General features: G+C 38.6%; 13 protein-coding genes. 7 read left to right on the top strand and 6 right to left on the bottom strand.

From position 1 onward, the window contains the following. Positions 1-29 precede the first annotated feature (29 nt). On the bottom strand, positions 30-287 hold the full coding sequence (gene rpmA / locus AC27E9_RS15110) for a 50S ribosomal protein L27 (RefSeq protein WP_487080197.1): 258 nt from the start codon (positions 285-287) through the stop codon (positions 30-32). 16 nt (positions 288-303) lie between these two features. Beyond that, the gene (gene rplU / locus AC27E9_RS15105) at positions 304-615 is read right to left on the bottom strand and encodes a 50S ribosomal protein L21 (protein ID WP_487080196.1); all 312 of its coding nucleotides are present in this window, start codon (positions 613-615) and stop codon (positions 304-306) included. 233 nt (positions 616-848) lie between these two features. Here rplU and ispB point away from each other — a divergent pair, with 233 nt between their 5' ends. Further along, entirely contained in the window at positions 849-1,820 is a 972-nt protein-coding gene (gene ispB, locus AC27E9_RS15100) for an octaprenyl diphosphate synthase (protein ID WP_487131662.1), read from the top strand. A gap of 138 nt (positions 1,821-1,958) precedes the next feature. Continuing rightward, on the top strand, positions 1,959-3,047 hold the full coding sequence (locus AC27E9_RS15095) for an aldose epimerase family protein (RefSeq protein ID WP_487131579.1): 1,089 nt from the start codon (positions 1,959-1,961) through the stop codon (positions 3,045-3,047). A 62-nt stretch (positions 3,048-3,109) separates the two neighbouring features. Here the strand turns inward: AC27E9_RS15095 and argR are convergent, their stop codons facing one another. The 4 genes from argR to AC27E9_RS15075 all read right to left on the bottom strand — a co-directional run bounded on the left by argR (position 3,110) and on the right by AC27E9_RS15075 (position 8,249). Beyond that, entirely contained in the window at positions 3,110-3,592 is a 483-nt protein-coding gene (gene argR / locus AC27E9_RS15090; RefSeq protein WP_487131578.1) for a transcriptional regulator ArgR, read from the bottom strand. A 93-nt stretch (positions 3,593-3,685) separates the two neighbouring features. Then, positions 3,686-4,753, bottom strand: a complete 1,068-nt coding sequence (locus tag AC27E9_RS15085) for an ACP S-malonyltransferase (RefSeq protein WP_487131577.1) — start codon at positions 4,751-4,753, stop codon at positions 3,686-3,688. Then, positions 4,750-6,954: a dehydrogenase E1 component subunit alpha/beta gene (locus AC27E9_RS15080; protein ID WP_487131575.1), complete on the bottom strand. Its 2,205-nt coding sequence runs from the start codon at positions 6,952-6,954 to the stop codon at positions 4,750-4,752. The genes AC27E9_RS15085 and AC27E9_RS15080 overlap by 4 nt, the downstream gene beginning before the upstream one ends. A gap of 101 nt (positions 6,955-7,055) precedes the next feature. After that, the gene (locus tag AC27E9_RS15075) at positions 7,056-8,249 is read right to left on the bottom strand and encodes an acyl-CoA dehydrogenase (protein WP_487131574.1); all 1,194 of its coding nucleotides are present in this window, start codon (positions 8,247-8,249) and stop codon (positions 7,056-7,058) included. Positions 8,250-8,379: 130 nt separating this feature from the next. On the opposite strand from AC27E9_RS15075, the gene AC27E9_RS15070 reads away from it, so the two are divergent. The 5 genes from AC27E9_RS15070 (at position 8,380) to AC27E9_RS15050 (ending at position 13,122) form a co-directional block, all read left to right on the top strand. Then, on the top strand, positions 8,380-9,210 hold the full coding sequence (locus AC27E9_RS15070) for a LysR family transcriptional regulator (RefSeq protein ID WP_487131572.1): 831 nt from the start codon (positions 8,380-8,382) through the stop codon (positions 9,208-9,210). Positions 9,211-9,737: 527 nt separating this feature from the next. After that, on the top strand, positions 9,738-10,586 hold the full coding sequence (locus AC27E9_RS15065; RefSeq protein ID WP_487131570.1) for a MipA/OmpV family protein: 849 nt from the start codon (positions 9,738-9,740) through the stop codon (positions 10,584-10,586). Continuing rightward, positions 10,576-11,019, top strand: a complete 444-nt coding sequence (locus tag AC27E9_RS15060; protein WP_487131568.1) for a DUF3019 domain-containing protein — start codon at positions 10,576-10,578, stop codon at positions 11,017-11,019. Before AC27E9_RS15065 ends, AC27E9_RS15060 begins: the two co-directional genes overlap by 11 nt. 10 nt (positions 11,020-11,029) lie before the next feature. Further along, positions 11,030-11,749, top strand: a complete 720-nt coding sequence (locus AC27E9_RS15055) for a response regulator transcription factor (protein WP_487131566.1) — start codon at positions 11,030-11,032, stop codon at positions 11,747-11,749. A 2-nt stretch (positions 11,750-11,751) separates the two neighbouring features. After that, the gene (locus AC27E9_RS15050) at positions 11,752-13,122 is read left to right on the top strand and encodes a HAMP domain-containing sensor histidine kinase (protein ID WP_487131564.1); all 1,371 of its coding nucleotides are present in this window, start codon (positions 11,752-11,754) and stop codon (positions 13,120-13,122) included. Positions 13,123-13,130 lie beyond the last annotated feature (8 nt).

The following is a 13,130-nucleotide window of genomic DNA, read 5'->3' as shown; positions in this document are numbered from 1 at the left end:
ACAGCAGGGTTTTATAAGTTTGCGTATTACTACTCAGCGATAATGCTTACAAACTTGCGGTTTTTAGGACCTTTTACTTCAAATTGTACTTTACCGTCAGATAAAGCAAATAAAGTGTGGTCTTTACCGATACCCATGTTGTTACCAGCGTGGAATTTAGTGCCACGTTGACGAACAATAATGTTACCTGCTAAAACTGTTTCGCCACCAAAACGCTTAACACCTAGGCGTTTAGCTTCTGAATCACGACCGTTACGTGTACTACCTGCAGCTTTCTTATGTGCCATTGTAAATCGCTCCTAATTAGCCGTTAATGCCAGTAATTTTCACTTCAGTGAACCATTGACGATGGCCCGCTTGTTTGCGTGAATGCTTACGACGTTTAAATTTAACAATTTTAACTTTGTCAGCGCGACCTTGGTTAACAACCTCTGCCACAACTTTACCACCAGCAATGTAAGGTGCGCCTACATTGATGTTCTCGCCATCGGCGATCATTAAAACGTTTTCGAATTCTACTGCTGCACCAACTTCAAGTTCGATTTTTTCTAAACGAACTGTTTGGCCTTCAGTTACACGATGCTGTTTACCACCGCTTTGGAATACCGCGTACATAGCTACTCCGTACTGCGTCATCATCTATGTATGTGACGCTTAAATTTAAAATTATAGGGCGCGAATTCTACGCGAAGATATCTGCGAGGGCAAGTAGAAAAGTAATGATTTATTATAATTTTTATTTAGCAAAAAACTTATCACTTAGAAAACTTCTATCGCTATGAATTTCGTGTAAAATTAGTCCTGAATATATTGTGCATTATAACATGAAAGGTAGCTCGTTACGCTTTATGAACATCAAAAACATTCAATCTTTGACACAACAAGACATGACAGCAGTCAACGACCTTATCTTTTCTAAGCTACATTCTGATGTTGCCTTAATCAACCAACTAGGCATTTATATTGTTAATGGCGGCGGTAAACGCATGCGCCCACTATTAACCGTCCTAGCATCAAGAGCATTGGGATATGAAGGAAGTGAACACTTACAACTAGCAGCTATTATTGAATTTATTCATACTTCTACTCTTTTGCATGATGATGTCGTTGATGAATCAAATATGCGTCGTGGCCGAGAAACTGCAAATGCCATGTTTGGCAATAGCGCTAGCGTTTTAGTTGGCGACTTTTTATATTCTCGTTCGTTTCAAATGATGAGTGAACTTAATAACTTACAAATCATGGATATTCTATCTGATGCAACCAACATTATTGCTGAAGGAGAAGTGCTGCAGTTAATGAACTGTAATGATCCTGATACAACAGAAGAAAGCTATATGCAGGTAATTTACTGCAAAACAGCAAAACTATTTGAAGCAGCAACACGCTTAGCTGCAGTTATTGCCAAGCAAGACCAAGCAACTGAAACTGCCATGCAAAATTACGGTAAGCATTTAGGCACCGCGTTTCAATTAGTTGATGATATTATGGACTACACTGCTGACGCGCAAGAAATGGGAAAAAATGTTGGTGACGATTTAGCAGAAGGTAAACCTACTCTCCCACTTTTATATGCTATGAAACATGGTAATGAGCAGCAAAGCACTCTAATTCGTAGCGCGATAGAAAATGGCGATGGCATGGATCACCTTGATGATATTCTTGCGGCGATGCAACAAACCGGTTCATTGGTTTATACCCAGAAAAAAGCTGAACAAGAAGCAGATAAGGCCATAAACGCGTTAGCAAACTTGCCAGAGTCAGAGCATAAACAAGCGCTTATATCTCTTGCGCATATTGCTGCTAATCGTAGCCATTAATTAGAGTTCAGTATATCAAGTCACAACTTTTCAGCGTTGTGACTTATTCTTTCTTATCCCCCTACCAATTTTCACCACTAGTATTTCAGTAAAATCATTTGTTATAGTCTTAGCACATTATTCAATGATGAAAACAACATGAGCAGCGGTCCTATTCAAAATACTCTAACTATTAGTCAAAGCGAATTTGGTCAATTAAGTAATGGTGAAAATGCCCTACTTTTTACGTTAAGCAATGACAACGGTGTTCAAGTAAAAATCAGCAATTATGGCGGCATTATCGTTTCATTAGAAACTTTAGATAAAAACAATCGTTCTGCCGATATTGTTTTAGGGTATGACACTGTTCAAGATTATGAGCAAGACCCATACTATCTAGGGGCAATTATTGGTCGCTTCGCTGGTCGAATAGATCAAGGTTCTCTTACTATTGATGATGAAAATTATCAACTCAGCATCAACAACACAGATAACCAACTTCATGGCGGCTTTAAAGCATTAAATAAACAGCTTTGGCATGCAGAAACTGAAAATAGTAAGGATAAAGTAAGCTTAATATTACGTCATACTAGCCCAAATGGAGACAATGGTTTTCCTGGTAACGTTGAATTTAAAGTCATCTATAGCTTAAATCAACAAAATCAACTCATCGTTGAGTACTTTGCCAACACAGATAAAACTACACCAATCAATCTTACTCAACATAGTTATTTTAATTTAGCTGGGCACAGTTCAGGTGATATTTATCAGCACCTAGTACAGCTCAACGCTGATTACTTTTTACCTATGGATGAACGTATTTACCCGACCGGGGAAATTAAAAAGGTGACTGGCAGCGCACAAGACTTCACTCAGCTAGAGTTACTAGGGAAAAACATCAATGGCGACGATGAGCAAGTTAGAATAGCACAAGGTTTTGATAACTATTGGTTGAGTAACCAAGGTGTGATTGATGGTGATAACTACTCTGCCATGGCATTTGAACCTGACTCTGGACGACGCCTGACTATGTATAGCGACCAACCTTGTTTGATTTTATATACCGCCAATTATATTGACGGCAGCCAAGTTGGCAAAGAACAATGTAGATATCAAAAGCATTCAGCATTTTGTTTTGAACCACAAAGAATGGCCAACAAAAATACCGGGGCAAATATAAACAATACTATTCTTCACCCAGAACAACCTTTCTATAGTAAAACTCGTTTTATTTTTTCGAATGGGTAAAATAAAAAAGGGGTAAACATAATATGTTCACCCCTTTTTCTAAATATGTAGTACTAAAAAATTTATTTTTGTGTTGAAACACCTAATAATAAACTAATCTCTTTAGTGATTTCTTCAATTTTATCGACATCTGTTGGCGCAATAAATATCGTATCATCACCCGCTAATGTACCAAGAATACCTGTAGATTCACCTAAGCTATCTAACATTCTAGAAATTAATGGTGCGCCACCAATACCCGTTTTTAAAATTATTTGCATGTTGTTGTGCTTAACACTAATAACCACAGATTGAATGGCTTGCTTTGATTTAGGCACCGCAAGTTCATCAGGTAAAATATAAACAACCTGTTCGCTGGCATTACGCATTTTTACCGCGCCAAGCTTAGACAGTAAGCGTGATATTTTTGCCTGAGACATATTCTTAAAGCCTTGCTCAGCAAGTGCATCAGCTAATTGACTTTGCGAGCCATAGCACTGTTCTTTTAATAATGCTTTAAAGGCTACAATTAATTCGGCTTCATTTTTTTTACGGCTTGTTGTCATGTTTTAGCTCAATACAGAAATTTCTAATGTCTATTGTATAAAAATATTAAAAGCTCAGCCATTTTTTATTTTCAACTTGATGTTTTGTCCAAGTTATTCAATAACCTGTTTGCGCTGTTCCATTAACCCCATTGCAAGAATATAAGGATTTTCTTTTTGCAAAGTAATGAAATCTTCCTTGTTAGCCATATCTTGCCACTGATGAGCAATTAAGCTTTGCGCGACGGCACCACCTAATGTAGCCCCTGGACCTAAAATAATTAATTTATCTGGCGCAAATTCTTTTATCGCGACTTCTATAGCTTTAGAAAAGTTGTATGGCGCAACCACTTGAGTATCAAGCGTATAATTATAGAGCTGTTCAGTATTACAACTGTAAGGCTGCCACACTTGCCCTAAGCCATCAATAAGAGGAACTTTCGGAGCATTAAACATCGACGATGACATTTTATCCATCGCTTGTTTTGAAACATCAGTTAATAACGGGGTATGAAATGCAGCATGGTTAAATAAGTTCATCGGGTATCTGTCTTGTACCACTGGCAGTAAAGTTTCCAACGCTTTTAACCCTGCTTTATTACCGCCAAAAACAATATAACCACCAAGATTTATCGAAATATGCACTTCGCAGCCAGCTTTTTCATTGGCTTGTGCCAGCCATTGCATTACTTGCTGTTCTTTTTCATTATCAATTTGCCAGTCATCATTAATAATCGGGTAAATCATCTGGCCGCCAATTACGCCGTTGGTCATCATTGAGCCCATAGTATTAATGAGTTCAATAGCTTGTTGTGGCTTTAAAGCACCTGCAACCGCTAAAGCTATATACCAACCCATTGAGTTTCCAGTTACGGCAACAATATCAAATTCATCTTGGTTGATCGCTTGATAGTCAGATAAAGCACAGGCATAAATTAACGCTGAAGCATTTTCCCCTGCGGTATGTACACGCATGCTGTAGTTATCCATCCCATCAAGTTCAGAAACTTTTATTTGCCCTTGGCTTTCTCGATAATCATCGATCAACGAAACTATTTCAGTTTTATCTCCGTGTAATCGCTGCAAGTAACCAAGCTCTTCTTTATTATACGTGCCGCGACCTGGGCATATAACAACAGCTCGTTGCTTGCTCTTTACTGGCTTTTCTACTGATGAACTCATTGGCAAATCTCCATAGCTGCTGTCACGATATTCTCAACCGATGGCAGTACTTCATAAGCGGCTGCGCCTAAAGGAATAAAGCTATCGCTGGCAGTAACTCGCTTAATTGTTGGTAGCGTTTTAGCTTGTTCATGAATCAAGGTAACTAGTGCCTCACTGATTGAACCAGTTTGACGGCACTCATCAACAATGAGTACATTTTCGCAATCATTTACTTGCGCCAAAATACCTTTTTCGTCTAATGGTGCTAGCCAACGCAAATCGACAACTCGTGTTTCAATGCCCTGTTCAGATAATTGTTTTTGAGCTTGGCGAGATAAGTAATTACCATTGCCGTATGTTAAAATACAAAGCTGCTTGCCGTCGCCATGAGCTTTAACTGTTAAATTTACTGGTTGATCACCGCTAGCCGGAGGCTGATATTCATGAGTCCATAAACCATCACCTTCTTGATGCAAATCTTTAGTCATATACAAAGCAATTGGCTCTAAAAACACCACCATACGCTGTTGCTCCTGTGCTAAACGCACACTGGCACGCATCATTTCTACAGCATCAGCACCATTAGATGGGCAGGCAATAACGAGCCCAGGAATATCGCGAAAAACAGCAAAAGAATTATCATTATGAAAGTGACCACCAAAACCTTTTTGATAAGCTAAGCCGGCAATACGAATCACCATAGGATTGGTAAACTGACCATTTGAGAAGAACGGCAACGTTGCCGCCTCACCACGAATTTGATCTTCAGCATTATGGACATAAGCTAAAAATTGAATTTCGGGGATAGGTAAAAAGTTATTATGAGCAAGGCCAATTGCGGTGCCTAAAATAGTTTGTTCATCTAATAAAGTATTAATGACGCGATTTTTACCAAAGCGTTCACACAATTTAGCCGTAACATTATAAACTCCACCTTTTTTACCAATATCTTCACCACACATGACAATATTGGGATATTCAGCCATTAAATCCATCAACGCCCAGTTAATCAACTTAGCCAAATGCTGTTTCTTCTTTAAATTATGTTTTTCATGCTTAAAGATTTCATTGCGACGTTCTGGTGTCACTATGCTTGAACTGCGCGCTTTAAAAACATCCGGTACAATACTTTTCATAACCGCATCAGCAGAAGTTAACTTTTCTTTACTAGCGGCATTTTCAGCAACCACTTCAATACGCTGTTCAATTTGATCGTAAATACTAATTAACTCGTCAGCAGTTAATATGTTGTTTTCTAAAATAATACGAGCAGTATGTAATAGTGGGTCTTGAAATTCAGTCGCAGTAATATCGGCGATATCACGATAAACAAACTCTGCGTCAGAGCCAGCATGGCCTAACAAACGCACCGTTCGTACATGTAGAAAAACAGGTTTACGTAATTCACGCGCAATACGCTCTGCTTCTTTCGCCGTTTGATAGGTATCTAGAATATTTAAACCGTCACAATACAAGTAATGTAAGCCTTCACGGTTTTTATAATTGGCTGCAATCCAGCCATCAGGTGTTGCCGTTGAAATACCAATACCGTTATCTTCACAAACAAACACAATGGGCATTGGAATCGACTGATAAGCTGCCCATGCAGTACTATTAATAGCGCCTTGCGTTGTTGAATGATTTGACGATGCATCACCAAAATTACAAATAATGACACCATCATCAGGAATTTCACCTTGATGCGCTAAACGTTTAGCCAAAGGGATACTGTATGCTGCTCCCATCGCTTTTGGTAAATGAGAAGCTATAGTGCTAGTTTGCGGTGGTATTGAAAGCGCCTTACTACCCAGAACTTTATGGCGACCACCTGAGATTGGATCATCCTTTGATGCGGCAAATGACAACAACATATCATAAAGTGGTGTTTGCCCTGGTACCTGCTTACCACGCTGAATCACAAAAGCACCACTGCGATAATGCAAAAATGCCATATCCGTTGGACGAAAAGCTTTGGCATAAGCAGCATTGCCCTCATGGCCGGAACTACCTATGGTATAAAAACTTTGCCCTTTTTTCTGCATCACTCGAGATTGTAGATCTAAGTGGCGGCTCATCGCCTGCGTTTCGAATAAATCAATAACATCGCTGTGGCTTAAACCAACATCCTCAGGCGTTAATTTAACTGATGATTTAGGTAAGGTTTGCGCACGAACAAAATTGACAAAGTTTTCTTTCACCAATTGATTACGATCAGACATCATATCTCCAGTGGAAATTGTGATTTTAGGTACAAATTAATGGATGGCTATTTAGCGAATAAACAAAAGGCGTATATGAATACGCCTTTTATTGATATTGCTTAGAAGAATGCCTGTAGGCCTGTTTGAGCTCGACCCAGTATCAAAGCATGAATATCATGCGTACCTTCGTAAGTATTAACTGCTTCTAGGTTAATCATGTGGCGTATAATATGGAATTCATCAGCAATACCATTACCACCATGCATATCACGAGCAACACGGGCAATTTCTAGTGCTTTACCACAAGAGTTACGCTTAATTAAAGAAATTGCTTCCGGCGCCAGTTGACCGGCATCCATTAATCGGCCCACTTGCAAACAGGCAAATAAACCAGTGGTGATATCGGTTTGCATATCAGCTAATTTTTTCTGAACCAATTGTGTCGCCGCTAATGGGCGGCCAAATTGTTCGCGATCTAAAGTATATTGACGAGCACCATGCCAACAAAACTCTGCTGCACCTAATGCACCCCATGCAATACCGTAGCGCGCTTTATTTAAACAGCCAAATGGTCCTGATAAACCTTTAACATTCGGCATAAGGTTTTCGCTTGGCACGAAAACGTTATCCATCACTATTTCACCGGTAATTGATGCACGTAATGAAAATTTACCCTCAATTTTCGGTGCACTTAAGCCTTCCATACCTTTTTCTAAAATAAAACCTCGGATCACGCCATCTAATTTTGCCCAAACAATGAAAATATCGGCCACTGGAGAGTTAGTGATCCACATTTTATTACCGGTAATACGATAGCCACCATCAACCTCTTTGGCATGAGTCGACAAACTTGCTGGATCAGAGCCTGAATTTGGCTCGGTTAACCCGAAACAACCAATATATTCACCTGTTGCAAGTTTTGGTAAATACTTCATACGCTGTTCTTCACTGCCGTAAGCATAAATTGGGTGCATTACTAATGAAGACTGCACACTCATAGCACTACGGTAACCACTATCAACTCGTTCGACTTCACGGGCTACTAATCCATAAGTAACGTAGTTTACGCCAGCACAACCATACTTCTCTGGCAATGTTGCACCTAATAAGCCCAACTCACCAAGTTCACGCATAATTTCCACATCGAAAATTTCATTGCGATTCGCTTCTAAAACACGCGGCATTAACTTTTCTTGGCAATATTGGTGGGCACTATCACGTATCATTCGCTCTTCTTCAGATAATAAAGAATCGAATAAAAGTGGATCTTCCCATTTGAATGAAGGGCGGTTAGCACTGCTTGAACTAGACATGAAATTACCTATTTATTAGCGGGTGAAATTTAAAGTGCAAAAATAATAGGCAAATATTAGCCAAAGTTAAAATATTCTTTTTCTTTATCTGCTATAGTTTTTGCCTATACCTTGTTATAAAAATACCATTATGGATTTAAAATCTCTTTATTATTTCACTTCGGTGTATGAGCTAAAAAGCTTTAGTGCTGCGGCAAAGTCATGCTTCATTGCCCAACCATCAATTTCAGCAGCAATTTCACAACTGGAACAACAGCTTAATGTGTCGCTGTTTAAACGCCATGCTCGTGGCGTAACACCAACAGAACAAGGTGAAAAACTCTTTCCATTAGCTAAGCAATTACTTGGGCAAGCTGGCGCAATAAAGACAATATTCACTGAGAAAACCAATAAGCAAGCATTTAGTTTAGGGGTAACTCGAGGCTTAGGTGTAGAACGAATGAGTTTGCTTTTAAAAGATTTCACCTCAGCACAACCAGAAGTTGAACTGACTTTAGTGCCACATTCAGAAAGTGTTGATGCTCGTATCATTTTGAAAGACGAACTCGAAGATGGTGAGCTTTTTATTGATATGTGGCAAGAAGATTACCTCTTAGCACTACCTTATGATCATATATTTGCCCTAAACGATGCTGTAACTTTAAAACAACTCGATAACTTAGCTTTTATTCAGCGAACACCTTGCAGTGCTTGGAATACCTTACAAGATACTCTTGCCTTAACCGGAATTAGCTTAGATATTAGGGCAAAAATAACCACCATAGATTATGCTATTGGTTTAGTACATGCTGGACTAGGCTGCGCATTTTTGCCAGCACATGAAGAAATACTCGATAGAGGTGACGTTGTTTTTAGACCCATTGATGGACTGCAATTAACCCGAGAAATTGTACTCGCTTACAAAGCCTCTTCTGACATTATAGATACGTTGAAGCGACTTGCTCATAAGCATGCAAATTAGAGCTTATTAGTTTGTTGATTTGTTGATTTGTTGGTAGGTAATTTCACTCCAATGAACCAACAATGCAGTACAAGCTTATAACTTCTAACGAATTATTTTTTCATGGGTACTATTTCACAATGATACCCTGTACAAATATCAAGTTACCTGCCAAAAATATATTGAAAGGTGAAAATTTAACATCACGCCAAAATAACTAGACCATAAAAATTGTTAAATGTTGCATTACGGCAGACTTTCTTACATTTTTTAAACACTTTATCGAACTGATAAACTAACGCCAGATAATTACATTTGATAACATTACAATGAAATGCCATGGTTAAAAAGTTACGATTAAACTTTAAAAATACAATACCGTTAACACTTTAGCTAAAATTAGCTCTACTCAAATAATAAAAATAATATGCCATATAATTTTAATAACAACCGATTTTCAAATGAGTCAGATGAGCACCAAACCATTATGTTCTTAAATAGTTCAATAATCTCTACTTATATACATACTCCAATTACGAGCGTTAGTTATGCTAATTAAACGCTTTATATTTTTCATCGGACTATTGCTGACTATCACCAGTCAAGCAAACGAGAAAATTCCTGAAAATGAAACCACCGTTTTTAACGAAACCTTCAGTTGGCAAGCTATGGGGAATATTTTTGTTACCTATAATCCATCGTTATTGAAAGGACATGATCAAGAAGAAGCTTTTGACTACCTTGGTGCAGGTATACTTTTGGATGTCTACTATGAAGGTTTTTTTATCCAATCTAACCACCGACGAGTATCACTACAAGGTGCGGAGCTTGGGTATCAATTAGTAGTTACACCCAAGTGGGAGTTAGATCTCATCAGCAAAACCTATATATTTGGTTATGAGCCTGACGATATTATAGATAGTGCCGATAAACCCATCCCAACATTAGAAGGCTTATCAAATCGCGAACCAGGGGAAGGTGTCGGCTTACGTTATACCCGTTACCATGCTAATGCTTCACTCTCTGTTGATTTTGCAACTTTAGCACCATTAAGCGAATCAAATGGTTGGGTGCTTGATGTTTTATATACTTATATGCTGCCTTACCGAAACTGGGACTTTTATCTAAGCGCAGGCTATACCCATTACTCTGAAAAAGTAATGGATTATTTTTATGGTGTTAATTCTGCTGAAGTAACGCCTGATAGAGCATATTACGAAGCCAATGCAGGGTATCGTGTACAACTAGAGCTGTTTGCTCAGCACCCTATTTCCACCAGCTGGTCTTTTGCTGGTGGTGCCACTTATAGCCGCTATTCTGATAGTACTAAAGATAGTCCATTGGTAGACGCGCAAGATTTAGCGAAAGTGAAACTTGGAGTGATCTATGTTTTCTAAATGGGACAAAGGAATTGTCTTATTAGTATGTTATTTCTGCAGCATAGCTCATGTTTCTGCGCAGCAAATACCTACACCGGATAAACTAAATAATGCGATACCAGCACAGCTAACCGTAAATTCGACATTTTCGGTACTACCAGCAAAGTGTATAACGTTGACACAAGGACGTCAGTGCTTCGCAACAATTACATTTACTTGGCAAACTCAAGCCCAAGGTAATTATTGTATTTATCAAGTAGGTAAAAAAGAAGCTATAGACTGTTGGTTTAACCAAAAACAAAACAGTATTACTTTTGAGTTTGAATCAAATAAAACGATGCATTATCAACTTGTCGCCTATGATTTTGATAAGGTAATAGCAGAAGCAGCAGTTGAAGTAAGTTGGGTACATAAAGCGTCACCGAGAAAACGACGCTGGCGCATATTTTAAGAGAAAGTATATGAACGAATCAAAGCAAGTTTTACTAGTAGAAGACGATCTAACTTTAGGTGATTGGGTACGCGAATACCTTACAGAACAAGGTTTTATTGTTGAACATTGTACCCGCGGTGATGAAGTTATGGAGTACCTCAAACACTTTAAAGCCGATATCGTACTTCTCGATGTAATGCTGCCAGGGTTAAACGGTATTGAAGTTTGTCGTCAAATTCGCCAAACGTTACAAACACCAATTATCATGTTAACGGCACGTGCAGATGAATTTGATGAAGTTATTGGTTTAGAAGCTGGAGCTAACGATTACGTAATTAAGCCCGTCCGTCCGCGAGCCTTGTTAGCGAGAATTTCAGGAGCATTAAAACAATCCATACCTGCTATCAATGCTTCATCTGATATTCAACATGGTGAGTTATTAATCAACCTTGAAGCAAATCGAGTTACCTATCAAGGTAAAGAAATTGAGCTTTCAACCAGCCTATTCGCCTTCTTATGTTTTTTAGCAAATCATGCCGGTGAAGTTGTTGATCGTGATACTGTATTTAAAGCATTGAAAAATCGTGAATATGACGGACAAGATAGACGCTTCGATGTCATGCTTTCTACTTTACGAAAGATTTTTAATGATGATCCGCAAAAACCTAAAAAATTCAAAACAGTTTGGGGCAAAGGTTATTTATTTGTTGCTGATGCTTGGAATAACGAAGAGCAAACAAGTTCTTAACAATGCGCCGTTTATATATCAGCATCATTTTAACCGTTATTGGCTCTTTGTTTATCATAACTTGGGGGCTTGATAAAATTGTCGCCAAACAAACTCCCACTCAAGCACAAAGTGAATATGCTTTGTATCACCAATTAATTGAAGGTTTCGATCGTCAATTATCATCGCAAGACAAGAACAACTTAGCACGTTTTAGTCAACAAATAAGTCAAGATTACCAGTTGGCGCTGCAGTTAGATAAAAGTAAAAACATCGCTTTACCTCATGAATTAACACCACAACTATCTCAAACTGGCGGATTGTTATTAGCGTCTGAAACACAACCTTATTTGTTAAAACAAGTGTCGAAATACCCTGATTATGTTATCCAACTTTCTTTGCCAGTAACCACAGTTGAAGAACACAAAATAGACATGATATTAACTGCCACTTTATATTTAGGGGTTTGTATAATTTTACTGGCTTGGTTATTCCCTTTAACACGTCGTCTTTACTTGTTAACCCAAACTGCGGCTAATATAGGCGCAGGCAATCTAAGTGCGCGTATGCCATTAAACCGCCTTTCTTATATCAGCATGTTAGAGAGTAGTTTTAACCGAATGGCAGCGCAAATAGAGAAACTTGTTGCTGATAATAAAATTCTCGCTCGTAGCATGTCACATGATATTCGCACGCCAATGTCCTGCTTACGGTTTGGTGTTGAAGCAGCAATGGATACAAAAGATCTAACTAAAAAAGATCAGTATTTAGCACGAATGGAAACAGAACTTACTCGAATGGAAGATATGACAACGGCATTTTTAGAGTATGCAGGTATGGAACGTCAAGGCTTTCACTTAAAGCTTGAAGCAATCAATATCAATGACTTCCTAAAAACCATCAATACCGATTTTCAAGCCTTAGCTGAGCAGCATAATGTTACCTTGAACTATCACGCAAGTGATGAGTTAACAAAGAACCCTGTAATATTATCACTCGACTTTCATTGGTGTTATCGTGCGATTCAAAACCTAATTAGCAACGCCGTTCAATATGCTAACAACGAAATTTTATTAGCCAGCTACCGGCGTGGAAACCAGCTTTATATCAATATAAAAGATGATGGTAAGGGCATACCTGAGGAAAGTATTGATAACATTTTTGATCCATTTGTGAAGCTAGATGTCGATCGTTCCCGAGAACTCGGTCATTTTGGCCTTGGCCTAGCCATAACTGCCAAGGTTGTTCATTGGCACAATGGTACGATTCAGGTAAATAATAAAGCGGATTTTCCAATAGCGCCAAATGACAAACAACAGTTCGACAGTGCGATTACCAAAACTTCTGGTGCTTGTTTCACTATTGCCCTACCAATATCAACGCAAGAAAAGTAGCCTAGGTA

Source organism: Colwellia meonggei, from assembly GCF_057537295.1.
Note: the sequence above shows the minus strand (reverse complement) of the source record. Positions and strands in the feature narration are given on the sequence as shown.